Raw genomic sequence first — 25,450 nt, 5'->3', positions numbered from 1 at the left:
GGTTCACCCGGCACCCTGGGCGGTGAGGTCTTCCATGAGCAACACCACCCCGCCGTTGTGCCCGTCGAACGGGGAGCAGATCACCGCGCACTGGATGGAGCGGCCGATGCGGTTCACGGACGGCACCTGGACCGGTCCGGACCGCTTGCCCGACCGGATGCACGTGTCGATGACCTCGCGCAACTCGTGGGTGGGCAGCCCGAAGTCGAGCCCGAAGAACGACTCGTCGAGCACCTCCTCGGGCTGCAGCCCCCACAGGTCGACCGCGCCGCGGTTCCAGCTGCGCACCGTCAGGTCCGCGGACAGCACCACCACGCCCGCCGCGATGCTGCCGACGACGCCCTCCAGGAAGGCCCGGGTCTCGTCCAGGTCCGAGGTGCGCACGCGCAGCTCGTCGTTCATCGTCTCCAGTTCCTCGTTGCCCGACTGGAGTTCTTCGTTGGTGGTCTCCAACTCCTCGTTCGTGGACTGGAGTTCCTCGTTCGTTGTCTCCAGTTCCTCGATGCTCGACTGGAGTTCTTCGTTGGTGGTCTCCAACTCCTCATTGGTGGACTGGAGTTCCTCGTAGGCCGTCTCCAGGTCCTCGCGGACCTTCTTCACCTCTTCCTTGAGGCGGGTCTGCATGGTGACGTCGGTGAAGGTGACGTTCGTCGCCACGGGCATGCCGGAGCCGGCGAGGACCGGCTGGATGACGATGTCGAGGTACTGCACGTCGTTGCTGAGCTGCCGCACCGCCCCGTTGATGCGCAGCGTCCGCCGCTCATGGGTGGCCTGGTCGACCAGGGAGCGCAGCTCGGTGGGCCGGTAGGAGATCTCCAGGTCCTGGAAGGGGCGGCCCACGTCGTTGGGGGTGAGCCCGAACTGGGCCCGCGCCTCGTTGTTGACCATCACCACGACGCCCGCCGTGTCCAGGGCGATGCTCGCGCCCGCGGACGTGTCCAGGATCAGGTCGCGCAGCTCGCGGGCGCGCGTGACGGCCTGCATCTCCCCGCCGAGCCCGGCCCGGAACCTCGGCGGCGCGGTCTGCTGCGGCGGGGCACTGACGCCGGGGCTGCGCTGGAAGACGCGCTGGCGCATGCTGATGGTCTCGAACCGCTCCCCGCCGTTCAGGAGCATCTCGGCCTTGCCGAGGAAGAGGAAGCCGCTCTCGCGCAGGGCGAAGTGGAAGCGGTCCAGGATCTGCTGCTGCGCCTCCACGTTGAAGTACATCAGCGTGTTCCGGCACACCAGCAGGTCCAGCCGGGAGATGGGGGCGTCCCGGGTGATGTCGTGGCGGCCGAAGATGACCCGGCGGCGCAGGTCCGTGCGGAAGGAGTACGAGGTGCCGTACTGCTCGAAGTACCGGTCGCGCAGCTCCGGCGAGAGCGCCTCCAGGCCCCGGCTCGGATACTGGGCCGCGCGGCCCTCGCGCAGCGCCTCCTCGTCGACGTCCGTCGCGTAGATCTTCACGCGCTTCAGGCACTCCTCGATGCCGAGCGCCTCCGCGAACATGATGGCCAGCGAGTACGCCTCCTCGCCGCTGGAGCAGCCCGCGCTCCACACCCGGATCTCGCTGTCCGGCTCCCCGGAGTCCACGATCCGCGGCACGATCTCGCGCTGCATCAGGTCCCAGGCGTCCACGTCGCGGAAGAACGAGGTCACATTGATGAGGATCGTGTTGAACAGCTCGTGGAACTCGTCCTGGTCGGTCTCCAGGCGGTCCCGGTAGTCCGCGTACTCCCCCAGCTCCACGTGGGCCATCCGCTTGCGGATGCGGCGGGTCAGCGTGGACCGCTTGTAGCCGGTGAAGTCGAAGCCCCGCGCGTCACGGATGAACTCGAGCAGGTCCTCCAGATCCTGAGCCGACCCGGTCGTCTCGGTCGGTTCGGGTGCTCCGGTCGGTTCGGGTGCTCCGGTCGGTTCGGGTGCTCCGGTCGGTTCGGGCGGCCCGGACTGATCGTTCATCACTGCCTCTTGGTCTCGACGAGCTCGCGGATGGCCGCGGCGATTTCTTCAAGAGGTAGCACGAAGTCGACGGCTCCGGTGTCCACCGCCGCCCCCGGCATTCCCCCGAACTGGGCTGTCCGTGGATCCTCCACGATGACCGTGCCGCCCCGCGACTTCACCGCGTCCACCCCCATGGCACCGTCCACGCCGGTCCCGGTCAGCACGCAGGCGATGGCCCGCGACCCGTACGCCCCGGCCACCGACTCGAAGAGCAGATCCGCCGACGGCCGGACGAAGTGGACGAGTTCACTGTCCGAGAGGGAGATGTTCCCCTCCGGCCCGATCAGGAGGTGCCGGTTCGGCGGCGCCAGATAGACCGTGCCGCCCTTGACCCGCTCCCGGTCCTCCGCGAGCTTCACGGAGAGCCGGGTGCGCCGGGACAGCACGTCGGCGATGAGCGTGCGATGCCGTGGATCGAGGTGCTGCACGACGACCACGGGCAGCGGGAAGTCCGCGCCGAAGGCACCGAGCACCGTGCTGAGTCCCTGTACCCCCCCGGCCGACGATGCCACGGCCACCACCGCGTACGGCTCCATCTCGTACGGTTCCGAGGTCACATGGCGAGCCTAGCGGAGCTTGGCAGGGCGGTTCCCTCCCAGATCACCCCCTTTCCGGTGCCGGCCCGGTCCTGGGCCTCCCCTGGCCCGCGCACAGGTCGCGGCCGGGCTCCGCCGTGGGGCCGCCGACGGCTCTGGTCACCGATCGACGATGGGGCGGTCTGTCAGTGCGGAGTCCTTGGCGCGGAAGCGGACCAGCCCGGAGTCGGCGGCTGCGGGGTTCTCGGGGGAGAGCAGGGCGAAGGCGAGGGAGATCCGGGACGGGTCGACGGTCCCGTCCGGGAGGAGCACGGCGCCATCGGCGTCCTGCGCGTCCAGGACCGGGTAGAGCAGGGCGATGCCCCTGCGGCCCGCCGTCCCCGCCGTCCCCGCCGTCCCCGCCGTGCCCGCCGTGTCCGCCGTGCTCGCCATGTCCGCCCGCAGCGCCCGGGCCGTGTTGCGATGGCCCGGATCGCTGATGCTGCCGAAGTAGGGCCCCCTGCGCCGGTTGCGGACAAAGAGGGAGAGCTCCGGGGAGCCGAGTACGGATCCGGCCCTGCGGTGCGGCGAGGCGAGTTGGGGAGCGAGCACCAGCCAGTCCTCGATGGGCGTCTCGGCCGCGCCGACCGCCTGGAGATACGTGAGGTGCGGCATGAAGTGGTCGGGGCGCGACCACTCCAGCCCACCGAGTACGTCCAGGAGCTGCGCGTGCCCGACGACGGCGGTGCGGGCGAGGAAGGGGCCGGTCCGGAGGGTGGCGTCGGCGGGGGGCGCGATGGTGCTCAGGGGCCCCTGGAAGGCATCGAGGACGGGCTGCCAGCGCTCCGTGTTCCTGCGCTTCGCGGCGGCCTGCGCGGGATAGGCCGACGGTTCGATCCAGCGTCCCGGCGACCTGACCTCCACGAGCTCCGCGTTGTACATCTTGCTCGGGCTGGTCGGCCTGAGCCAGGACAGGTGCTGGGCGATCAGCGGCGGGAGCTGTGCCGGGGTGACCATGGGGCTGCCGTCCACCAGGTGTGCGTAGTCGGCGAGTTGGGACCGGAAGTCCTCCTCGTCCCGGCACATCGCCGCGAACGCCTCGTAGAGGTCGACGTCGGAGTTCCCTGCCGCCTCGCTCCGGCTGATGTAGAGGCGGACCAGGTCGGCGTACCCGGGGCGGAAGCCGAACCAGCGGCCCATCTGCATCAGTGTGTCGGCCTGGGTGGCGGCCCGGCGGTAGTAGCTGACCGTGAGCCCCTCGACGGTGAAGCCCCGGGAGAGCTTGGCCCCGCCGACGAGGATCTTCCATACGGGGCGCCGGTCGAAGTCCACGGTGCCCCGCTCGATGTCCTTGTCGCCGTTGAGGACGACCACGGGCTTCTCCTCGCCCTGGGCGATGCGGGCGCGGGCGGCGTCGACGTACGGGACGAGCTCGTCGAACGACGCGGGGAACACGAGGTCACCGGCGCGGTGGGCGGAGACCGGCGCGAAGTCCCGGTCGTGCAGCTGCCGCAGCCGGTCGAGGGCCGGGCCGGTCGATGCGTCGGGCGCGTACCAGAGCCGGAGCAGACGGTGGGTGAGCTCACGGTGGTCGGCGATGCGCACGGACTCATGGACCAGCATGGTGTGGTGGCGGTAGCTGACACCGCTCGGGTCGTGGGCCTCGCGGTACATCTTGACCGCGCCGGAGAGGACGAAGGAGTCCAGGGCCTCCTGCAGGGAGGAGTCGTTGCCCGGGGCGTCGTCGAGGATGGGGCGGACATGCGCCCGCTCCTGGGAGTTGGCGACCGTCCGCTGCCCGGGCGGGACGGCGGAGTCGAGGTCGTGGAAGTCGCGTGCGCCCATGTATCCCGCCGGACGGGGCAGCGAGAGCACGAAGTCCTTGGGGAAGACGTCCTCGGCGTCGTGCGGGTCGATGAGGACGTTGGCGAACGGCGTGGCCGTGTACGCGACGTACTGGGCCCGGGGGAGCATCCTCAGCAACCGCGAGACGAGTGCGTTGATGGCGCTCCGCTCGACACCTTCACGCTGCCTGCCGGGGTGCACCGTGTTGACCGATCCGTGATCGGACTCGTCGTCCACGATCAGCGCCGGGATCTCCTGGAGCTGGCCACCGAGCCTGCGCAGATCCCTGACGAGGGTGTCGAGCACGGCCTTGTTCTTCTTGACCACCAGGAGCCGGGCGGCCGTGCGGTGCAGGTTGGCCGGGTGGTGGAGCGGCAGCGTGGGGTCGGCCTTCTCGAATTCGAGCGCGGCGATCCCCTGCCGCAGGGGCTGGTAGTCGCTGTTCAGGGTCGTGAGCCGGAGAACGTCGAACGCGCCGAGGCGGGACGGGAGTCCACCGTGTGTCAGGAACTCCCCTGCCTGCCACTCCGGGTCCGCGGCGTACTCGCAGTCCTCTTCGGGGGCATCGCGCAGGATGTTCTCGCGGCCCACCAGTTCCTGGTCCATGCGCCGCTGTGTCTGGGCGCGGAGGATGTTGAGCGAGCCGCTCAGGACGATGATCAACCGGTAGCCGACGTCGACGGCCTTGGCGACCACCCCCGTGATGTTGGCGGTCTTTCCGGACTGGACGTACCCGACGACCAGACCCTTGGCCTGGTAGGCGGAGGGATCGGTCGGGTCGGCGAGGCGCGCGACCACCTGGTCGGCGCTCGCACCCACACCGGCCGCCGCGTCCGGGGCCCACCCCTTGATCCGCGTCAAGTGGCGCTCGTACGCGGGCCAGTACCAGGGGGCACCGGGCCGGTGCGTGGGCGAGTACCACGGGGTGAACGCGCCGCCGATGACGATCGGTCCGTCGGTGAAGCAGACCGGGGCCAGCTGCGCGAGCAGTCTGCGGGTCTCCGGCTCCAGCGCGAGGAGGTCGTACACCGCGGTGCGGCGCTCACCGGTACGGGGCGCGGTGCCCGTCCAGGCGGGCCGCTCGGCGTGGTCCCAGGCGGCGAGGGCCTGCCGCCACATGTCGCGGAGGGGGCCCGTGCCGCCGCTCGACTCCAGGTGACCGCGGAAGGCGAACTCGCTCGAGTCGAACGCGTCCGATGTGCCGGAGGTATCGGAGGTGTCGGAGGTGTCGGATGTGTCGGGGGCCGTCGCGGACGGCCGGTCCTCGGACCAGTACGAGAGGGCCCGGGTGAGCGGCCGGGGTCCGTTGGCGCGCATGGCGCCCAGCGCCAGGGCATGGACCTCGACCACGCCCTCGTCAGGAGGCGTCTCGCCGGCGCCCGGCAACGGCACGAGCTCGTCGAGGGCGTCGCGGTGCAACGGACCGAGCTCCAGGCGCCGGTAGCTGGCGAGCCGTCGCTCCGGGGTGCCCGGCCCGGTGTCCGTCCAGGTCAGGACCGGGGCACGGTCGTGCTGGCGCAGGACGGTGCGCCAGCGGCGATGGGTGTCGGGCGACACACAGGTCACGGCGTCGCGGGCACCGGCGGTGCGCAGCGTGGCGTACCGCTCCAGCTCGGCGAGGCCGGGATCGGCCGGTTCGGCCAACGGCCCGCACGACAGGCGGAGTTGGGTCCGCAGTCCACGGTTCTCCGACTGGGCCCGGTACAGGGCGGCCATGGTCTCCCGGTGCTGCCGGGTGGCGGCCTTCTCGGCCTTGCGGCCGTGGAGCTGCCGCAGGGTCGCGGCCGCCTGCGGGCTGAGCCGGCCCCCGGCCAGCTCGATGACTTTCTCGACGAAGTCCCTGGGTGGGGTCCGCCGCCCGCTCAGATATCGGCTGACCGCCCCCACGTCCATGTGCAGTCGGTCGGCGTAGCTCCTGAGGGAGATGCCCATGACCTTGAACGCGGCGCGCAGCGCTTCGGCCAGGGCCCGGTCGAGTTCGGGCAGGTCCTCCCTCAGCTCTTGCAGAGTCCCCGCTGACCACTGTTCTGACGGCACCAGACAGTCCTACCGCGCGGCGAGCCGGCCGGTGTCTGTTGCCGGGGTATTGGCAACAGGCCCGGTCTGTTGCACCGGCGTCGGCAACGCGTTGCCTCGGGCGCAACAGGAGCCGATCGCGGAACGGTTCGGGGTACGGCCATGACCGTGGCCGCACCCCGAGGTGCGCGGCGCGCACGTGAGGAAGTCGAGCGATGGGCAAGCGTGCGAGGAAGTCGGCGGGCGACCGCGTGCGAAGGCAGGCGGGGACCGCCCGTCAGCCGGCACGTCGGTCGGCACGTCAGCCGGCACGTCAGCCGGCCCGCCGGTTCGGCCGGTTGGGCCGGTTGGGCCGGTTGCGCTGGTTGGGCCGGCCGGCCCGTGCGGTCTGGCAGACGTTCGGCCGGTTCGTACTGCGGGGCGTGGCCACCGCGTTGGGCGGCGCGCTCGCGGCATGGCTCGTCTGGTGGGTGCAGGGGTTGTGACCGGGCGGATGTCCCGGGCGGATGCCTCGGGGGATGCCCTGGGAGGGAAAGTGTCGGCACCCCCGCGGCGCCGCTCGGCCCCCAGGGCGCGTTAAGTAGTCGATCGGTGCCGGAAAAAGAGTTGGCGCGCCGCAGGGAGCTGCGTCTAAGGTTCCGGTTGTTCGGACGGCGGCCCGGTGCCGCTGTTGTCCGCTGAGTGTGATCCAGGAGGTGTGACCGATGGCTGTTGCCGCGATGGGCGTTGCCCGCAACCAGAAGTCCTCCCACCTCTCCGTGATCCCCGGCTGACCTTCCTCTTCCTTCCTCGCGAGCTCGCGCGCGCCGGGGTCACCTCCTTGAAGGGTCACCCCTTGTCTTCCTCTTCTTTCGCTTCTTCGTCCTCGTCCTCGTCTTCGTCGTCCTCGTCGAACTCCCTTGCCGCGTACGGCTGGGACGCCGACTGGGAGGCCGAGTTCGCCCCGTACGCGGCGCAGGGCCTGGTGCCCGGCCGGGTCGTGCGGGTCGACCGGGGACAGTGCGACGTGATCACGGCCGCCGGGACCATCCGGGCGGACACCGAGTACGTCACGCCGCGCGACCCGCTGAAGGTCCTGTGCACCGGGGACTGGGCCGCCGTCGACCCCGACGGCGACCCCCGTTTCGTACGGGACTACCTCACGCGCCGCACCTCCTTCGTCCGCTCCACCTCCTCGAAGCGGTCCGAGGGCCAGATCCTCGCGGCCAACGTGGACCACGCGATCATCGCGGTCTCGCTCGCCGCCGAGCTCGACCTCGGCCGGGTCGAACGCTTCCTGGCGCTCGGCTGGGAGTCCGGCGCCCAGCCCGTCGTCGTGCTCACCAAGTCCGACCTGGTGCCGGACCCCGTGACGCTCGGGCACCTCGTCCAGGACGTGGAGACCACCGCGCCGGGCGTGCCGGTCCTGGCACTGAGCGCCGAGACCGGGGACGGCGTGGAGGTCCTCGCGGCGGTCGTGGGCGGCGGCACCTCGGTCCTGCTCGGCCAGTCCGGCGCGGGCAAGTCCACGCTGGCGAACGCGCTGATCGGCGACGACGTGATGGGCGTCCAGGCGATCCGCGACGTCGACGGCAAGGGCCGGCACACGACGACGACCCGCAACCTCCTCGTCCTGCCGGGCGGCGGCGTCCTCATCGACACGCCCGGCCTGCGCGGGGTCGGCCTGTGGGACGCGGAGACGGGCGTGGGCCAGGTCTTCGCGGAGATCGAGGAACTCGCGGCCGACTGCCGCTTCCACGACTGCGCCCACGAGTCCGAGCCCGGCTGCGCCGTCCGGGCCGCCCTGGAGGACGGCACCCTGCCCGAGCGCCGCCTGGAGAGCTACCGCAAGCTGCTCCGGGAGAACCAGCGCATCGTCGCCAAGACGGACGCCCGGCTGCGCGCGGAGCTCCGCCGGGAGTGGCGGCTGAAGGGGGCGGAGGGCAAGGCGGCGATGGAGGCGAAGCGGGGGCGCTGGCGCTAGCGAACGGGATCGTGGGGCGTCCTTGAATGCGGAGGGCGCCCCACGGTCGACTGTCCGTGAGAGAGAACGGGGGGCGGGTGGGAGCACGCCGCGGAGCGGCGAAGAGTCGGCGCGGAGCGCCGTGGTGACGGGCGCGGAGCGCCGAGCATCCGGCGCGGAGCGCCGGAGGAAGACCCGCCGCCCACCAGAACGTCGCGTCCGAAATCCGCCAGCCCCACCCCCCGCGCCCCCGCACAATGGACCACGTGAACACAGTCGCCGCACAAGAAGACACCCGCTACGAGGCCGTCCGCAGCCGGGACGCCCGCTTCGACGGCGAGTTCTTTTTCGCCGTCGAGACGACCGGGATCTACTGCCGCCCCAGCTGCCCGGCCGTCACCCCGAAGCGGCAGAACGTCCGCTTCTACCCGACCGCGGCCGCCGCCCAGAGCTCCGGCTTCCGGGCCTGCCGCCGCTGCCGCCCGGACGCCGTCCCCGGCTCCGCGGAGTGGAACGTGCGGGCCGACGTCGTGGGCCGCGCCATGCGCATGATCGGCGACGGGGTCGTGGACCGCGAGGGCGTTTCCGGGCTCGCCGTCCGCCTCGGGTACAGCGCCCGGCAGGTCCAGCGCCAGCTCACCGCCGAGCTCGGCGCGGGCCCGGTCGCGCTCGCCCGCGCCCAACGCGCGCACACCGCACGGGTGTTGCTGCAGACCACCGATCTGCCGATCACGGAGATCGCCTTCGCCGCGGGCTTCGCGAGCGTCCGCCAGTTCAACGACACGATCCGCGCCGTGTACGCGCTCACGCCCACCGCCCTGCGCGCCGCCGCCCCCAAGAGCGGTGCCGCGCGGGCCACGCCCACCGCGGGCATCCCCCTGCGCCTCGCCTACCGCGGCCCCTACCAGGCGGGCGCCGTCTTCGACCTGCTGGCCCGCGAGGCGGTGGCGGGCGTCGAGCAGATCACGGGCGAGCCGGGCCGGCCGGGCGAGCCGGGCGGACGCACGTACCGCCGTACGCTCCGTCTCCCGCACAGCACCGGCATCGTCGCCGTCGAGGAACGCGCCCACTCCGGGTGGCTCGACGCCCGGCTGCACCTCGCCGACCTGCGCGATCTCACCACCGCCGTGCAGCGCCTGCGGCAGCTCTTCGACCTGGACGCCGACCCGTACGCGGTGGACGAGCGCCTCGCCGCCGACCCGGAGCTCGCCCCGCTGGTCGCCGCCCGCCCCGGCCTGCGCTCGCCCGGCGCCGCCGCCCCCGAGGAGCTGGCGATCCGGGCCCTGGTGGGCGCGGAGGCCGCCGAGGAGCTGACCCTCCGGTTCGGCAAGGCCCTCGACGCGCCCTGCGGCGGCCTCACCCACGTCTTCCCCGAGCCCGCGGCCCTCGCGGGCGAGCCGGGCCCGCTCGGTGCCCTCGCCACGGCCCTCGCCGACGGGACCCTGCGCCTGGACGCCGGGGCGGACCGGGACGACGCGGCGGCGGCCCTGCGGGACCTGCCCGGCATGGACGCGCGGACCGCCGCCGTGATCCGCATGCGCGCCCTGGGCGACCCGGACGTCGCGGTCCCCGGCGACGGTGAGCCGGACACGGAGGGCTGGCGGCCCTGGCGCTCGTACGGGCTGCGGCACATCTGGGTGGCCCGCGGCCACTGAGACACTGCGGCAACCGGACCGAACCAGAATGAACCAGACCGGACCGGACCGAACCAGACCCGACCGAACCAGACCCGACCGAACCAGACCCGACCGAACCAGACCCGACCGAACCAGACCCGACCGCCGCCCCCGGCCGACCGGTCACGCCTCCAGGTCGAGCCCCCAGCTGTGGATCCACTTCGGGTGGATCCGGATCAGCTCCTTGCTGAAGTGCGGGCCCAACTCATGCGGTCCGGTGAGGAGTTCGGCCTCGCCGCGGATCTCCACGCCCCGCACCTTCCACGGCTTGAGGCTCACGATGTCGTCGACGACGAGCGAAGTCCTCGGGTTCGACCGGAGGTTGCGCCACTTCTTCGTCGTGCCCATCGCGAAGCCGCCGATGAGGATCGTCCCGTCGTCCTGCGGATAGAACCCGACCGGGTTGGCCTGCGGCTGGCCCGAGGGGTCGACCGTGGCGAGCCGCCCGAGCCGCTGGGACTTCAGGTACGCGCGCTCCGCCTCACTGAATTCGCTCATGCCGCGAGCCTGTCACGCACACCCCCGCCACCACATCGGCGCGCGGACCTAGGCCGCGGGACCGAAGACCCGTGGACGTGCCGAAGCCCGTGGACGTGCCGAAGTCCCGTGGGCGCGCCACTACCCCCACCACACCGCCCCCAGCCAGGCCCCCAGGATCAACAGGCACGAGAACAGCTCCACCAGCACGCTCGTGCCGCCCGCCCGCATCGCCGTGCGCGTCGCCGTGGCCGCCTCCCCGTGGCCGCCGAGCCGCAGCCGCTCGCCGAGGTAGATGCCGCCGATGAAGCCCGGTATCGCGCCGAGCACGGGCACCACGAAGAAGCCGAGGAGCGCGCCCGCGCCCGCGAAGTACGCCATGCGAGGCGTGGCGCCGGCCTGCTTCAGGCGCCGGGGCGGGAGCTGCCAGCGGATGCCCTGCGCCGCGAGGAGCACCAGCGTGGCGCCGACCAGGACCCCCCACGCGAGCGGGTTCGGGCTCTGCAGCGCCCACCACAGGACCGCGGCCCACACCAGCCACGGCCCCGGCACCCCGGGCACCAGCACTCCGCACAGGCCGAGCAGCATGACGACGCCGACCAGCAGGAGTTCCCACGCTCCCATCTGCCCAGCGTGCAGGAGCCGGGGCAAAACCGCAGGTCACGTTAGGCCGAGCCCACCGGAGCCGCCGTGGTGCCGGTGGGCTCAGACGCGCGCCACCCAGCCCCGCTCGTACGCGTGCCAGCCCAGCTGAAGCCGCGTCGTCACGCCCGTCAGCTCCATCAGGCGCTTGACCCGGCGCTGCACCGTGCGCAGCCCGAGGTCGAGCTGTTTGGCGACGCTCGCGTCGGTGAGCCCGGCCAGGAGCAGGGAGAGGATCTCCAGGTCCGTGCCGTCGGGCCCGGCCGCGGCCGCCTCCCGCACCGTCCCGGACTCGCCGAGCCGCAGCGGCAGCGCGCCCCGCCACACCGCCTCGAAGAGCCCGGCGAGGGATTCGAGGAGGCCGCTGGCGTGCACCACCAGGGCGGCCGGTTCGGCGGCCTTCGAGGTCAGCGGGACCATCGCGAGGGCGCCGTCGGCGATCACCAGCTTCGTGGGCACCCGGTCGACCAGGCGGACCTGCTCGTCCCTGCCGATCGCGGTGGACAGTTCGGTCAGGCCGTGCGGGAGCGCGAGGACGTCCCGCTCCACGACCACGCGGTAGCTGACGCCCCTGCTGGTGGCCTGCTCCTCGGCCTTGTTGTCCATGCCGGACACGACGACGGGGTTGCCGGTCACCAGGGCGCACACCTCGGCGTTCGCGCCGAGCTGGAGCTGGAGGAAGCGCTGGGCGACGGCGTCGGCGCCGGTCACCACCTCCACCAGGTCGTGCACGGCGGGCTCGGCGGCCTGGGCGCGGTACTCCTCGGCGAGCAGGGTCGCCGCCAGCTCCGCCTTCTCCAGCTCGTGCCGCTGCTGGGTGAGCAGCGCCCCGAGGGCGACCCCGGGCGGCGCCGCCACCCAGCGGCCCGCGCGCCCCGACGCCTGCGCGGCGAGGCCGTGCCGCTCCAGGAGGCGCAGGGCCCGCTCCGTCTCCGGCTCCCCGAGGGTGAGCCTGCGCGCGAGCGCGGACACGTCGGCGGCCCCCACCGCCACCAGTGCCCGGTACGCCGATTCGTGTGTCTCGTCCAGTCCTATCGCGGCCAGCATGCGGCGACGTCCTCCCCAGGATCCGTTCCGGCGGTTCCGCGGCCGCGATGGCGGATAGCGGCCACGGCGTAAACCCGCCGCTCGACATCATCCCCGCACCTGCCGCCTCTCTGCGAGGGTGACGCCACCGCAGCACCAACCACCGCCGCGAATCAGGCCATTGGTCCGCATTCGCCGTGGTCAGGCGTGTGTGCCCGTCAACCCTGGGGAGAGCGATGCGTCGAAGAGCCCGTACGGCTTGGGGAGTGGCCAGTGCCGTTGTCCTCGCCGTCACCGCGGCCGTGCCGTCGATGGCCGAGCCGCACACGGACACCGCCCGAGAGGACGCCGCCCACCAGGGCCGCGAGCACCCGCTGACCGGGAGCGTGCCGCGCGGCGAGGGCAGTTCGGTGGTCACGCTCGTCACCGGCGACCGGGTCCTGGTGTCGTACGACGCGCGGGGCCGCGCCGCCGCGACGGCCCTGCCCGGCGAGGACGGCACCGCCCCCCTCCTGCAGACCCGCCAGTCCGGCAAGGACCTCTACGTCTACCCCGAGGGCGCCGACCACGCGCTCTCCTCCGGCCGCGTCGACGAGGAGCTCTTCAACGTCACCGGGCTCATCCGGCAGGGTTACGACGACGCGCACAGCACGTCCCTGCCGCTGATCGCCGTGTACGGCAAGGGTGTTGATGTCGCCCGCTCCGCGCCCGCCGCCCCGCGCGGAGCCAAGCGCGGCCTCGTCCTCGACCCCGTCGACGGCGTCGCCCTCAAGGCCGACAAGAAGAAGGCCGCAGACTTCTGGGCGGACGTCACCGGGGGCAGGTCCCGGGCCGCGTCCGGCCTGAAGAAGCTCTGGCTCGACCAGAAGGTCAAGGCCAGTCTCGACAAGTCGACGAAGCAGGTGCACGCCCCCGAGGCATGGGCGGCCGGCTACGACGGCAAGGGCACCGAGGTCGCCGTCCTCGACACCGGCGCCGACGCCGGACACCCGGACCTCAAGGGCCGGATATCCGCCGTCGAGAACTTCACGGACTCCCCGGACAACGAGGACCGCCAGGGCCACGGGACCCACACCACCTCCACCGTCGGCGGCACCGGCGCCGCCAGCGACGGCAAGAAGAAGGGCGTTGCCCCCGCCGCCGGCCTCCTCCACGGCAAGGTCCTCAACGACCAGGGCGAGGGCGCTACTTCGTGGATCATCGCGGGCATGCAGTGGGCCGTCGACCAGAAAGCCGACGTCGTCTCCATGAGCCTCGGCAACCCGGCGAAGACCGACTGCACCGACCCGATGTCCACCGCGACCGAGGAGCTCGCCCGGTCGGCGAAGAACACCCTCTTCGTCATCGCCGCCGGGAACACCGGGCCGACCCTCGACTCGGTCTCCTCGCCCGGCTGCGCGCCCAGCGTCCTCACCGTCGGCGCCGTCGACCGCGACGACTCCACCGCGAACTTCTCCAGCCGCGGCCCGGTCAACGGCTCGCACACCCTCAAGCCGGAGATCGCCGCGCCCGGCGTCGGCATCTCCGCGGCCAACGCGGGCGGCCGCGGCGTCTACGCCTACCAGTCGATGAGCGGCACCTCGATGGCGACCCCGCACGTCGCGGGTGCCGCCGCCGTCGTCAAGCAGGCCCACCCCGGCTGGGACGCCCAGCAGATCAAGGCGGCCCTGGTGTCCTCGGCGGACAGCCGCGCCACCGGCGACGTCCGGGAGACCGGCGGCGGCCGCCTCGACGTGAAGGCCGCCGTCGACCAGCGCGTCCTCGGCGCGCCCGCCGTCCAGGGCGGCAGCTTCGGCTGGCCGCAGGACTCCTCGGACCGCACCAGCGTCGACGTCCCGTACACCAACACCACCGACAAGCCGGTGAAGTTGAGCCTCAAGGTCCTGGGTGTCACCGGCAACGACGGGTCCGCGGTCCGCTCCTCCGTCGCCCGCCTCGCCAAGAGCAGCGTGACCGTCGCCCCCGGCGCCACCGCGAAGATCCCGCTGAAGGTCACCCCCGACGCGGACCTCGAGCGCTCCCAGTACGGCGACGTCACGGGCCGGATCCTCGCCACCGCCAAGGGAGTTCAGGTCACCACGCCGTTCGCCCTGTACGTGCAGCCGGAGACCGTGAGCCTGCGCGTGAAGCTCATCGACCGCAACGGCAAGCCCGCCGACGCCGGTTCGTCCGTCGACGTCATCGGCATGGACGACGCCAGCGGTGAGCGCCGCACGAACGAGGGCGCGGGCGACCAGACGTACCAAGTGCGTCCGGGCTCCTACTTCCTGTCGAGCTTCATCGCGACGCCGGAGCAGCAGGGCACCCTCGTCAACTCCCTCACCTACCTGGCCCGTCCGCAGGCCGAGGTGAAGAAGGACACCACGATCACCCTCGACGCCCGCACGGCGCACCGCCTGTCCGTCAAGACCGACAAGACGTCCGAGTCGAGCGGCGCCACCCTCGGCTTCGCCCGCTCCTGGGACGACACCTGGCTGCACACGGGCACCGCCCAGGGCGGCCGCGCCATCACCGGGTACTACGCCTCGGTCGAGGGCAAGGCCACCGACGGCACCTACGAGTCGGCGAGCTACTGGCGGGCGACCGCCCCGCTCATCTCCGAACTGGCCGTCCAGGGCGACGCGTTGAAGCTGCACCCGGTGACCGCCGCCACGGGCTCGGTCAACCTCGACGGCACCGGCAGCGCCCGCCTCGTCGACGCCGGGAGCGGCACCCCCGAGGAGCTCGCCGCCGCCGGGGCCAAGGGCAACATCGCCCTGGTCGAGGTCCCCGACAGCGGCAGCGCCCGCGAGGTGGCCACCGACGCGAAGGCGGCCGGAGCGGTCGCCGTCCTCACCCACCGCGAGGCGCCCGGGCGCTGGTACCCGAGCGTCGGCTTCGGCAGCGGCCCGCTGCCCGTGCTCGGCGTCCCCGCTGACGAGGCGGCGGCGCTCCTGAAGAAGCTGTCGTCCGGCCCGGTCACCCTGCGCTGGAAGGCCACCGCGAAGAGCCCGTACGTCTACCACCTGGCGTTCCCCGAGTCCGGGCAGATCCGCGACGACCGCACCTACCGGGTCCGTGACGCCTCTCTCGCCGCGAACAAGGCGAGCTACCAGGCGATGGGCACGGCCACCGACTACCTCGACACCCCCTACGCCGTCCGGCCCTCAGGGCTGAAGGCGTTCTTCGGGGACTTCCTGTCGGTGCCCGCCCCCGGCACCCGCACCGAGTACTACTCGGCGGGCGGCACGGGCTGGGGCCACGAGGTGTCCAGCAGCTTCCCGTTCGGGGAGTTCATGCAGGACCCGGTGCGCACCTACAAGGCGGGCGAACGGCGCACCGAGCGCTGGTACGACGGCGTGCTCACCCCCGCCGCCCCGCGCGAGGCAGACGGCGCCCTCGCCCTCGCCGCCGAGCGCCAGGGCAACCTCATCGGCGTCGCGCCCGGCTTCTGGGGCGACGGCGAACACGGGGGAGTCCAGGGCAGCTTCGGCGACATCGGCGGCATGCAACTGAAGCGCGACGGCGAGGTCATCGGCGACACCGGCTTCCCGTTCGGCGTCTTCGAGGTCCCGGCCGACGAGAGCACCTACGAACTCACCCTGCACACCGAGAAGATCGGCTCCAAGGTCTGGAACCGCTCCACGGGCACACGGACGACGTGGACGTTCCGCTCGAAGCTCGACGAGAACGCGTACTCGCAGGGGCTCGCGCTGCTCTTCCCGCGCTACGCCCTCGACGACGACGGCCTCAAGACCCTTGCCGCGAAGGACGGTCAGAAGATTGAACTGAGCGCGACGGGGCACGCGGGATATGAGCCCGGGAAGATCACCGAGGCGAAACTCGCGTACTCCTACGACGAGGGCACGACCTGGACGGACGCGGCCACCGCCGCGCACGACGGCCGCTGGAGCGCCACCGTGAACCACGCGGGCGCAGCGGGCAAGCAGGTCTGGCTGCGGACGACGCTCACCGATGCGCACGGCGCCGCCGTCACCCAGACGGTCGCCCGCGCCTACGACGTGCGCTGATTCCCGGCCGCGCGAACCGGGGCCGCCGGACGGTTCCCCCGTGGGGGGTGGGACCGTCCGGCGGCCTCTTTTTTCCGGATGCACCGTTTTCGTACGGCCCGTGCCGTGGACAATAAAAGGCATGAGCCAGCAGGGGGAGAGGCCCACCGGCCAGGAAGACGACTGGTGGGGTCAGCTGTACGACGACGTCACGCCCGACACGGGCCCCGCCGCCACCGGCGACACACTCGACGACCGATTCGCCTCCGCCGCGGGCACCGTGGACCGGGAGGCCCCCCAACCATCCCCGTACGCAGAGGAGTTCGGCCTCCGCGACCAGCAGCTCCCCGACGCGGTGACCCGCACCGACGACCCGCGCGCCGCCGCGGAGGAGTCGGCCGCCCCACCCCTCGTACCGGAACAGCGGCCGGAAGCGGAGTCCGCGGCCCCGGACACCGACACCGCCCCCGCCCCAGAAGAGGCGCCGCCCACCGCGCCGCTCGACTACGTGGGGGACGGCCCGCCCACCTATGACGCCGAGCCCACCATGCTGCCCGCCGCCGACCCCGACCACCTCGGCGAGCTCGTCGCGGACACCGTCCTGGACGGTGCGCGCTACGGCTCCAGCACGCTGCGCGCGGCCTCCGTGCGCGGCGACTCGGCCCGCTTCCGGGGCGAGCCGCGCCGCGACTCGCTGCTCACCGCCCGCTTCGGCGTCGGCGCGAACGCGCTGGTGCTCGTCGCCCTCGCGACCGGCGCCCGCGCCACCCCCGGCGCCCACCTCGCCGCCGCCGAGGTCTGCGACTGGATCGGCCGTGCGGTCGGCCGCAGCCACGCGCGGCTCGCCGAGGACATCCGGGCCGGGCGGCGCGGCGACCTCAAGTCGGGGCTGCACCGGCTCACCGACCGCAGCCTCGGCAAGCTCCGCGCGCACGCCGCCGAGATCGGCGTGGAGCCCGAGGAGTACGCGGCGTCGCTGCGCTGTCTGCTGCTGCCCGCCGACCCGGGCTGCCGCATCCGGGTCTTCTTCGGCGTCGGCGCGGGCGGCCTGTTCCGGCTGCGCGACGGCGCGTGGCAGGACATCGAGCCGCAGGTCGCGGAGGCCACCGGGGACGCGGTGGTCGGCTTCGGCTCGCAGCTGCCCGCCGAGACGGCCGAGGGCGACCGGCTCACCATGGACATGGGCATCATCACCCCGCCCAGCCCCTATGAGCCGGCCCCCGACCCGGCGCCCCGCGACCCGTTCCGCTTCCGCGCCTCGGTCGCCCGGCCGGGTGACGCGCTGCTGCTGTGCAGCGGCGGCCTGGCCGAGCCGCTGCGCGGCGAGCCCGAGCTCGCCGAACACCTCACCAGGCGGTGGGAGAAGACCGGCCCGCCCGGCCTCGCCGCGTTCCTCGCAGACATCCAGGTGCGGGTGAAGGGCTACGCGGACGATCGGACAGCCGCGGCCGTTTGGGAGGCGTGAGCCGACCCCCTGTGACTTCATGGACCTAAAGCGACACGCGATGAGTTATCAGCGATCAGCGATCAGCGATCAGCGATCAGAGATCAGCGATCAGAGATAAGGGTCCGGGCACCGAAGGGTTCGTGAAGTCATGGCCAAGCAGAACGTCGCCGAGCAGTTCGTCGACATCCTCGTCCGCGCGGGGGTCAAGCGCCTGTACGGGGTGGTGGGCGACAGCCTGAACCCCGTGGTGGACGCGATCCGCCGCAACTCCGCCATCGACTGGATCCATGTCCGCCACGAGGAGACGGCCGCGTTCGCGGCGGGCGCCGAGGCCCAGATCACCGGGCAGCTGACGGCCTGCGCGGGCTCCTGCGGCCCCGGCAACCTGCACCTCATCAACGGCCTGTACGACGCCCACCGCTCCATGGCGCCGGTCCTCGCCCTCGCCTCGCACATCCCGTCCAGCGAGATCGGCCTCGGCTACTTCCAGGAGACGCACCCGGACCGGCTGTTCCGCGAGTGCAGCCACTACAGCGAGATGATCTCCAACCCGAAGCAGATGCCGCGGCTGCTGCAGACCGCCATCCAGCACGCGGTGGGCCAGTCGGGCGTCAGCGTCGTCTCGCTCCCCGGCGACGTGGCCGACGAGCCCGCCCCTGACAAGGCCGCCGAGACCGCCCTGGTCACCTCGCGGCCCACCGTCCGCCCCGGCGACGCGGAGATCGAGAAGCTCGCCGCGATGATCGACGAGGCGGACCGGGTCACGCTCTTCTGCGGCAGCGGCACGGCGGGCGCGCACGCCGAGGTCATGGAGTTCGCCGAGAAGATCAAGTCCCCGGTCGGGCACGCCCTGCGCGGCAAGGAGTGGATCCAGTACGACAACCCCTACGACGTCGGCATGAGCGGACTGCTCGGCTACGGCGCCGCCTACGAGGCCACGCACGAGTGCGACCTGCTGATCCTGCTCGGCACGGACTTCCCGTACAACGCGTTCCTGCCCGACGACGTGAAGATCGCGCAGATCGACGTCCGGCCCGAGCACCTCGGCCGCCGCTCCCGCCTCGACCTCGCGGTCTGGGGCGACGTCCGCGAGACACTGCGCTGCCTCACGCCGCGGGTCTCGCCGAAGACCAACCGCAAGTTCCTCGACAAGATGCTGAAGAAGCACGCCGGCGCCCTCGAAGGCGTGGTCAAGGCGTACACCCGCAAGGTCGAGAAGCACGTTCCGATCCACCCCGAGTACGTGGCCTCGGTCCTGGACGATCTCGCCGCGGACGACGCGGTGTTCACCGTCGACACGGGCATGTGCAACGTCTGGGCGGCCCGCTATCTCTCCCCGAACGGCAAGCGCCGCATCATCGGCTCCTTCACGCACGGCTCGATGGCCAACGCGCTGCCGCAGGCGATCGGCGCGCAGTTCATCGACCGGAAGCGCCAGGTCGTCTCGATGTCCGGCGACGGCGGCTTCTCCATGCTGATGGGCGACTTCCTCACCCTCGTCCAGTACGACCTGCCGGTGAAGGTCGTCCTCTTCAACAACTCCTCGCTGGGCATGGTCGAGCTGGAGATGCTGGTCGCGGGCCTCCCGTCGTTCGGCACCACCAACCACAACCCGGACTTCGCCGCGGTCGCCCGCGCCGCCGGGGCCTACGGCGTCCGGGTCGAGAAGCCCAAGCAGCTCACGAGCGCCCTGAAGGACGCCTTCGCCCACAAGGGCCCGGCCCTCGTCGACATCGTCACCGACCCGAACGCGCTCTCCATCCCGCCCAAGATCAGCTCCGAGATGGTGACGGGCTTCGCGCTCTCCGCGAGCAAGATCGTGCTGGACGGCGGGGTGGGCCGCATGCTCCAGATGGCCCGCTCGAACCTGAGGAATGTGCCGCGACCCTGATCAGCCCGTCCGGCGATTGAGGACGAGCCGCGAAGCGGCGATACGGGGGCCCGGGGGCGGAGCCCCTGGACGGCGCCCCACCCACGAGTGTCCGGTGGCCCGTATGGGTGGAAGACACCGTCACACGGAGGCTTCAGCCGACCTACGCGGAAAGTGTCACGAGGTGACCATCACACTTTCTCCACAGGAAGGTCTGTGACCCGCATGTCCTCGTACCGTCGCGTCTCCGCGGTCGCCGTCGCCGCGCTCCTCATCTCGGGCGTCACCGCCCCCGCCGCGCTCGCGGCGACCCCCGAAAAGGCCCCGGCCGCCACCACCGTCGCCCCCACCCCCGACACCCCGCTGATCGGCGCGGGTCTCTCGCTCGACCTCAACGCCGCCGTCGACCTGGAGGCCCACGGCATCGTCGCCGTCGGCATCGGCGGGGCGTCGGACGACAACGGCACCGTCAGCCTGACCGTCGGCAAGGGCAGCCGGATCACGCACAAGAACCACAAGATCGTCAGCGGCAAGGTGCTGCTCCAGGGCGGCATCCAGCTGTCCAAGGGCGCCAAGAAGGTCGTCGTCTCGAACGTGGCCGTCGACGTCAAGACCGGCCTGATCACCGCGAAGATCGGCGCCAAGGCCAACGTCCGGATCGGTACCGTCAACAACCCGGCGGAGGCCAAGGTCGAGCTCCTCGAGGGCTCCACCAACGCCACCCTCAAGCTCGGCGAGCAGGGCATCCACCTCAACGCCGGGCTCTTCGCCGACCTCGACGCCCAGCTCGGCACCTGCCTGACCTCGGACATCGACGCGTCGGCCGGTGTCGACGTGGACGCGGTCCTGGACGTGGACGCCAACCTCGCGGTCGGCGCCAAGCTCAACACCGACCTGATCGTCGCGCTCGGCCTGGACGCCGACATCGACCTCAACCTCGGTGTGCAGGGCCTGCTCGACGCCGTCGTGGCCGTCGACATCTCGCTGTTCTAGAGCTCGGGGTTCGCACACGCCGGCGCCCGGTCCCTACTTGCTGGGGGGACCGGGCGCCGGCGCGTGCGTGCCTCCTGGCGCGGGCTACGCGGGGCGCAGCCGCAGCGTCAGGATCTGGAAGGGGCGGAGCGACAGCGCCAGACCCTTCGCGGACGTCTCCGCGGGGCGCAGCGGGCGCTCCAGGAGGTCCGTCACCTCGGCCGCCGCCACCGGGAACGACGTCGTCAGCGTCGCCGCCGCCCGCCCGCCCCGGGACTCGTAGAGCCGCACCACCACATCGCCGCTGCCGTCGTCGGCGAGCTTCACCGACTCGACCGTGACCGCCGGATCGTCGAGGCGCACCAGCGGCGCCAGGTCCGGGGCGGACGCCTCCCGCAGCGGCAGATTGAGCGCGAGCCCCTCCGCGACGGCCGCCCCGACGTCCGCGCCCACGAGCAGCGCGTACGTGAAGCGGTGCGCGCCGAGGTCGGTGTCCGGGTCCGGGCTGTGCGGGGCGCGCAGCAGGGTGAGGCGGACCGTCGTGCCGAGCCCGTCCGCGTGTTCGGCGCGGGTCACGTCGTGGCCGTACGTCGAGTCGTTGAGGACCGCGACGCCGTAGCCCTCCTCGGCGACCCGCAGCCAGCGGTGCGCGCAGATCTCGAAGCGGGCGGCGTCCCAGCCGGTGTTGACGTGGGTCGGCCGGTGCACATGCCCGAACTGGATCTCGGCCGCGGATCGTTCGGCGTGCACGTCCAGCGGGAACGCCGCCTTGAGGACCTTCTCCGACTCGTGCCAGTCCACGTCCGTGACGACGTCGACGCGACGGCTGCCCGCCGCGAGCCGCAGCTCCTGGGTGATCCGGGAGCCGTCGCCGAAGGCCCGCACCACGCGGACGGCGACCCGCAGCGGCCCGTCCTCGACGAGCTCCACCGACTCGGCGCCGGTCAGATCGGTGTGCCGGTGGCGGTAGTGGCGGTCGAGGTCCCAGGCGTCATAGTGGCTGGGGTGGTCGGGGTGGAGCTGGAGGAGGTTGCCGCGGCTGCCGGGGGCGAGCACCTCACGGCCCGCGTCCAGGTCCCGCACGGAGCTCAGCAGGCCGTCCGCGTCGATGGTGACGCGCACGTGCTCATTGGCCAACTGGATGGTGTCTCCCGCCTGGTGGGCGGTGGCGCCGGTGCCGGGGGAGCGGGTGTGCCCGGCCGCCTCGGCGAGGCTCCTGGTGGCGAAGCCGTCCACGGCGACATGCACGAGCGAGCCGTCCTCGCGCTGCACCACCTCGCTGCGCGCGTAGGGGGACGCGTTGAGCACCGACGCCTCCCCGGCGCCGAGGTGGCGTACGGCCTGCGTGGTGAGCTCGTCCAGCTCGGCGAGCACACGCGCGTACGTATCGCGTGCCTCCCGGTGCACCCATGCGATCGACGAGCCCGGCAGGATGTCGTGGAACTGGTGCAGCAGCACCGTCTTCCACAGCCGGTCCAGTTCGTCGTACGGATACGCGTACGCGGGGTCCCGCAGCGCCGCCGCCGTGCACCACAACTCGGCCTCGCGCAGCGCGTTTTCGCTTCTGCGATTGCCGCGCTTCGTCGCCGCCTGCGTCGTGTACGTGGCCCGGTGCAGCTCCAGATAGAGCTCGCCCGACCACACCGGGGCCCGCTCCCCGTACTCCTCCTCGGCGGCGGCGAAGAACGTCGAGGGCCGCTCGATCTCCAGGCGGGGCGAGCCCTCCAGGGAGCGCAGACGGCGGGCCTTCTCCATCATCTCGCGGGTGGGGCCGCCCCCGCCGTCGCCCCAGCCGAACGGGATCAGGGAGCGGGTGGCGCGGCCCTTCTCGGTGAAGTTCCGCTCGGCGTGGGCGAGTTCGGCGCCGTGGAACTGCGCGTTGTACTTGTCGGCGGGCGGGAAGTGCGTGAAGACACGGCTGCCGTCGATGCCCTCCCACCAGAACGTGTGGTGCGGCATCTTGTTGGACTGGTTCCAGCTCAGCTTCTGGGTGAGGAACCAGCGGATCCCGGCGAGCCGCGCCAGCTGCGGGAAGGCCGCCGTGTAGCCGAAGGAGTCCGGCAGCCACACCTCCTCCGTCTCCACGCCCAGCTCCTCGCGGAAGAACCGCATGCCGTGCGTGAGCTGGCGCGCGAGGGCCTCACCGCCCGGCATGTTGGCGTCCGACTCGACCCACATCGAGCCGACCGGAGCCCAATTCCCCTCCGCCACCGCCTTCTTGATGCGCTCCCAGATGTGCGGCTGGTGCTCCTTCACCCACGCGTACTGCTGCGCCTGCGAACAGGCGAAGACCAGCTCGGGGTAGTCGCGGGCGAGCGCCGTCACGTTGGCGAAGGTCCGTGACGCCTTGCGCACCGTCTCGCGCAGCGGCCACAGCCACGCCGAGTCGATGTGCGCGTGCCCGGTCGCCGAGAGGCGGTGCGCGCTGGCGTGGGCGGGCCGGGACAGGACCTCGGTCAGGCGGGTGCGGGCGTCGGCGGCGGTGCCCGGCACGTCGTGCAGGTCGAGGGTGTCGAGCATGTCCTCCAGGGCGCGCAGGATCTCGTGGCGGCGCGGCCGGTCCGCGTCCAGCTCCGGCATCAGCTCCGCCAACACCTCGATGTCCAGGACCAGTTGCCAGACGTCCTCGTCCAGGACGGCGAGGTCGGCGGCCCCGAAGCGGTAGAGGGGGCGGTCGCCCGCGGTCAGGACGTCGCCCAGCCGCGTCGGCACGAAGTCGTGCAGGACCGTCGGGTTGGCGGCCGCCTCCAGGAGGAGGTGCACCGGCTCGCCGCCCTGCGCGCGGGCCGCGACGGGCACGTACTGGTTGCGCGGGTGAATGCCCTTGAGGGGCACACCGGAGGCGTCGTACGCGAGTCCCTCCGCTTGGAATCCGGGCCCCTCACCCGTGAAGCCGAGGTCCACGACGACCTCGACGCGGCGCCCCTCCCACTCCTTCGGCACCGTCCCCTCCAGCCGGAACCAACTCGTCGACCAGGGCTTTCCCCACACCTCGCCCGGCTCGAAGGGCGCGTAGTCCGCCGCCATCGCCTCGGCCACCGGCACGGGTTCGCCCGGCGTGTGCCACACGGAGAGGGTGAGCGGGGTGCGGTGCGCGTACTGCGCGGGGCGGATGAACTGGCGCAGCGCGCGCTCCAGGCGGTCCTCCACCTGGCGTCGGTCGTCGTGCACGGCGGCTCCTCGTACGGCGTGGGCGGGCGGCTCGGGGGTGTCCACCGCTTCACTTCCCTGCCGACGCTCGGCGCATCCACTTTCATGGTTCATGAATGGACCTGTGTGCCGCCGGGCGGGGCGGGAATGCATCCCGTGAGCGTGTTCGAGCAGGGAGGAAGCCATCGGTTTGTGGGCGGGGGTCATGACGAGGCAGGTACGGCGAGGAGGCCCGGGGACGAGAGGGGCCGCTTCAGCGAATGCGGACGTATGGAAGCAACAGACCGAAGAGGCATGGGCGTTGGATGCCGTGACGGATGAGTCCGGCCGCGTCCAGCTCCAGCGCAGGCTCGGCCGCTCCGACCTGAGGGCGGTCCCGGAGGTAAGAAGAGCGCTGCGCGAGTTCCTCGGGCGGTGGGGAAGGCCCGGCCGCTCCGAGGTGGCCGAGCTGCTCACCAGCGAACTGGTCACGAACGCACTGGTGCACACCGACCGCGACGCGGTCGTCACCGCCACCGTGGGCCCGCGCGGACTCCGCGTCGAGGTACGGGACTTCGTGGGGCGCCGCCCCAGGATGCGCGTACCGGACGCCGAGGAGGGCACGCACGGCCGGGGCCTGGTGCTCGTGCAGTCCCTCGCCGACGCGTGGGGGGTACGGGCGCACGGCGTGGGGAAAGTCGTGTGGTTCGAGCTGGACGGAGGCCACGCCTGAAGAGCCGGGCGGATGCCTGACCGGCGGACGCCTGAGGCGTGACCACCGTCCAACAAGGGCCTGGGGCAGCCGAGTCGAGCTGTCCGCTGCCGACCCGTCTCATGCGCGGACGGATCGGGCGGATCAGCCGAACTGCTGCTCCAGGTCCTTCAGTTTCTGCTCCAGCGTGTCGAGCCGGGGCAGGGTCTGCGTGTCGTCCTCCGCAGTGAGGTCGACCGTCAGTGGCTCAGTGCCGCCGTCCTTGACGGCCTGCAGGGAGGGACGCGCGCGCACCGGCAGCTGTTCCTGTGACGGCGCTATGGCGGGGTCCGCGACTTGCGCGGACCCGGCGGCCGGAGCGACGGCCTGTACCTCGACCTGACGGCCCCCGGTGCGCCCGGGGAAGGGGCGGTGGCCCCTGCTGAGCGCCTTGAGCTGGGCGCGCTCCAGCTTCTCCTGGTCGCGTCTGCGCAGCCGGGTGCGCTCCTTCTCGCGCCGGTCCTCGCGCACCTCCTCGACGGCCTCGTCCAGGGTGCGTACGCCTTCCAGGAGCATCAGCGACCAGGCGTCGTACGTCTCCCGGGGCGCGCGCAGCCACCGCACGATGCGGATCTGCGGCAACGGCCGTGGCACCAGGCCCTGTTCACGCAGGGCCGCGCGGCGGGTCTGCTTCAGGGCACGGTCGAAGAGCACGGCCGCGGACAGCGACATCCCCGCGAAGAACTGCGGGGCGCCCGCGTGGTCGACGCCGCGCGGGGCGTGCACCCAGTTGAACCAGGCGGCCGCGCCCGCGAACGTCCACACAAGGAGTCGCGAGCCGAGGGCCGCGTCGCCGTGGCTGGCCTCGCGCACCGCGAGCACGGAGCAGAACATCGCCGCCCCGTCGAGCCCGAAGGGGACGAGGTACTCCCAGCCGCCGGAGAGGTTGAGGTTCTGCTGGCCGAAGCCGACCAGGCCGTGGAAGGAGAGCGCGGCGGCGACCGCCGCACAGCAGAACAGGAGCACATAGGAGGCGGTGCCGTAGATGGCTTCCTTGCGGCGGCGGCGTTCCTCGCTGCGCTCCCACGAGTCGTCGCCCGTGGCCGCCTTCTCCCCGGCACGCTTGCCGCGCGCGAGCACCGCGACCGCCACCAGCATGCCCAGGAGCAGGATGCCGCCGGGAAGGAGCCAGTCCAGCGATATGTCGGTCAGTCTCATCAGGGATCC

15 protein-coding genes are annotated in these 25,450 nt (G+C 72.2%); 7 read left to right on the top strand and 8 right to left on the bottom strand.

Going from position 1 to position 25,450, the window contains the following annotated elements; genetic code table 11:
- Positions 1-3 precede the first annotated feature (3 nt).
- From ACFWYM_RS16335 to ACFWYM_RS16325, 3 genes are all read right to left on the bottom strand, one after another.
- Complete coding sequence (locus tag ACFWYM_RS16335) at positions 4-1,944, bottom strand: CheR family methyltransferase (RefSeq protein ID WP_384836390.1); 1,941 nt, start codon at positions 1,942-1,944, stop codon at positions 4-6.
- Positions 1,944-2,522, bottom strand: a complete 579-nt coding sequence (locus ACFWYM_RS16330; RefSeq protein ID WP_384836725.1) for a chemotaxis protein CheB — start codon at positions 2,520-2,522, stop codon at positions 1,944-1,946. The genes ACFWYM_RS16335 and ACFWYM_RS16330 overlap by 1 nt, the downstream gene beginning before the upstream one ends.
- Before the next feature lie 159 nt (positions 2,523-2,681).
- On the bottom strand, positions 2,682-6,383 hold the full coding sequence (locus ACFWYM_RS16325; RefSeq protein ID WP_384836387.1) for a Z1 domain-containing protein: 3,702 nt from the start codon (positions 6,381-6,383) through the stop codon (positions 2,682-2,684).
- Positions 6,384-7,197: 814 nt separating this feature from the next.
- On the opposite strand from ACFWYM_RS16325, the gene rsgA reads away from it, so the two are divergent.
- Positions 7,198-8,325: a ribosome small subunit-dependent GTPase A gene (gene rsgA, locus ACFWYM_RS16320; RefSeq protein WP_384836384.1), complete on the top strand. Its 1,128-nt coding sequence runs from the start codon at positions 7,198-7,200 to the stop codon at positions 8,323-8,325.
- A gap of 236 nt (positions 8,326-8,561) precedes the next feature.
- Complete coding sequence (locus tag ACFWYM_RS16315; RefSeq protein ID WP_384836381.1) at positions 8,562-9,959, top strand: AlkA N-terminal domain-containing protein; 1,398 nt, start codon at positions 8,562-8,564, stop codon at positions 9,957-9,959.
- Positions 9,960-10,103: 144 nt separating this feature from the next.
- Here the strand turns inward: ACFWYM_RS16315 and ACFWYM_RS16310 are convergent, their stop codons facing one another.
- From ACFWYM_RS16310 to ACFWYM_RS16300, 3 genes are all read right to left on the bottom strand, one after another.
- Positions 10,104-10,478, bottom strand: coding sequence for a PPOX class F420-dependent oxidoreductase (locus ACFWYM_RS16310; RefSeq protein WP_384836378.1), 375 nt, complete (start codon positions 10,476-10,478; stop codon positions 10,104-10,106).
- Between the two features lie 120 nt (positions 10,479-10,598).
- On the bottom strand, positions 10,599-11,081 hold the full coding sequence (locus ACFWYM_RS16305) for a DUF456 domain-containing protein (RefSeq protein WP_384836375.1): 483 nt from the start codon (positions 11,079-11,081) through the stop codon (positions 10,599-10,601).
- 81 nt (positions 11,082-11,162) lie between these two features.
- Positions 11,163-12,146, bottom strand: a complete 984-nt coding sequence (locus ACFWYM_RS16300) for a winged helix-turn-helix transcriptional regulator (protein WP_384836372.1) — start codon at positions 12,144-12,146, stop codon at positions 11,163-11,165.
- Positions 12,147-12,361: 215 nt separating this feature from the next.
- Here ACFWYM_RS16300 and ACFWYM_RS16295 point away from each other — a divergent pair, with 215 nt between their 5' ends.
- The 4 genes from ACFWYM_RS16295 (at position 12,362) to ACFWYM_RS16280 (ending at position 20,424) form a co-directional block, all read left to right on the top strand.
- Positions 12,362-16,135 carry a S8 family serine peptidase gene (locus ACFWYM_RS16295; protein ID WP_384836370.1) on the top strand — a complete coding sequence of 1,258 codons (3,774 nt, stop codon included), beginning with the start codon at positions 12,362-12,364 and terminating at the stop codon, positions 16,133-16,135.
- A gap of 121 nt (positions 16,136-16,256) precedes the next feature.
- A complete protein-coding gene (locus ACFWYM_RS16290) occupies positions 16,257-17,579 on the top strand; it encodes a protein phosphatase 2C domain-containing protein (RefSeq protein WP_384836367.1) in 1,323 nt (440 codons plus the stop codon).
- A gap of 130 nt (positions 17,580-17,709) precedes the next feature.
- Positions 17,710-19,452, top strand: coding sequence for a pyruvate dehydrogenase (locus ACFWYM_RS16285; RefSeq protein WP_384836364.1), 1,743 nt, complete (start codon positions 17,710-17,712; stop codon positions 19,450-19,452).
- 204 nt (positions 19,453-19,656) lie between these two features.
- Positions 19,657-20,424 (top strand): hypothetical protein, encoded by a 768-nt coding sequence (locus ACFWYM_RS16280; protein ID WP_384836361.1) that lies wholly within the window; start codon positions 19,657-19,659, stop codon positions 20,422-20,424.
- A gap of 84 nt (positions 20,425-20,508) precedes the next feature.
- Here ACFWYM_RS16280 and ACFWYM_RS16275 read toward each other — a convergent pair whose 3' ends face one another.
- Complete coding sequence (locus ACFWYM_RS16275) at positions 20,509-23,574, bottom strand: alpha-mannosidase (RefSeq protein WP_384836722.1); 3,066 nt, start codon at positions 23,572-23,574, stop codon at positions 20,509-20,511.
- Between the two features lie 289 nt (positions 23,575-23,863).
- Between ACFWYM_RS16275 and ACFWYM_RS16270 the strand changes: the two genes are divergently transcribed.
- Positions 23,864-24,265, top strand: a complete 402-nt coding sequence (locus tag ACFWYM_RS16270; protein ID WP_384836358.1) for an ATP-binding protein — start codon at positions 23,864-23,866, stop codon at positions 24,263-24,265.
- Positions 24,266-24,388: 123 nt separating this feature from the next.
- Here ACFWYM_RS16270 and ACFWYM_RS16265 read toward each other — a convergent pair whose 3' ends face one another.
- Positions 24,389-25,441, bottom strand: coding sequence for a DUF2637 domain-containing protein (locus ACFWYM_RS16265; RefSeq protein ID WP_384836355.1), 1,053 nt, complete (start codon positions 25,439-25,441; stop codon positions 24,389-24,391).
- Positions 25,442-25,450 lie beyond the last annotated feature (9 nt).

Source organism: Streptomyces sp. NPDC059009 (assembly GCF_042740175.1).
GTDB lineage: Bacteria > Actinomycetota > Actinomycetes > Streptomycetales > Streptomycetaceae > Streptomyces.
The sequence above is the reverse complement of the archived record's forward strand: the minus strand, read 5'-3'. Positions and strand labels throughout refer to the sequence as shown.

What these genes read in the sequence shown, in the direction of transcription:
- ACFWYM_RS16280 (WP_384836361.1), top strand. Translation starts at nt 19,657, where the DNA reads ATGTCCTCGTACCGTCGCGTCTCCGCGGTCGCCGTCGCCGCGCTCCTC.
- ACFWYM_RS16335 (WP_384836390.1), bottom strand. Translation starts at nt 1,944, where the DNA reads ATGAACGATCAGTCCGGGCCGCCCGAACCGACCGGAGCACCCGAACCG.
- ACFWYM_RS16330 (WP_384836725.1), bottom strand. Translation starts at nt 2,522, where the DNA reads ATGGAGCCGTACGCGGTGGTGGCCGTGGCATCGTCGGCCGGGGGGGTA.
- ACFWYM_RS16300 (WP_384836372.1), bottom strand. Translation starts at nt 12,146, where the DNA reads ATGCTGGCCGCGATAGGACTGGACGAGACACACGAATCGGCGTACCGG.
- ACFWYM_RS16285 (WP_384836364.1), top strand. Translation starts at nt 17,710, where the DNA reads ATGGCCAAGCAGAACGTCGCCGAGCAGTTCGTCGACATCCTCGTCCGC.
- ACFWYM_RS16295 (WP_384836370.1), top strand. Translation starts at nt 12,362, where the DNA reads ATGCGTCGAAGAGCCCGTACGGCTTGGGGAGTGGCCAGTGCCGTTGTC.
- ACFWYM_RS16315 (WP_384836381.1), top strand. Translation starts at nt 8,562, where the DNA reads ATGGACCACGTGAACACAGTCGCCGCACAAGAAGACACCCGCTACGAG.
- ACFWYM_RS16310 (WP_384836378.1), bottom strand. Translation starts at nt 10,478, where the DNA reads ATGAGCGAATTCAGTGAGGCGGAGCGCGCGTACCTGAAGTCCCAGCGG.
- ACFWYM_RS16305 (WP_384836375.1), bottom strand. Translation starts at nt 11,081, where the DNA reads ATGGGAGCGTGGGAACTCCTGCTGGTCGGCGTCGTCATGCTGCTCGGC.
- ACFWYM_RS16290 (WP_384836367.1), top strand. Translation starts at nt 16,257, where the DNA reads ATGAGCCAGCAGGGGGAGAGGCCCACCGGCCAGGAAGACGACTGGTGG.
- ACFWYM_RS16265 (WP_384836355.1), bottom strand. Translation starts at nt 25,441, where the DNA reads ATGAGACTGACCGACATATCGCTGGACTGGCTCCTTCCCGGCGGCATC.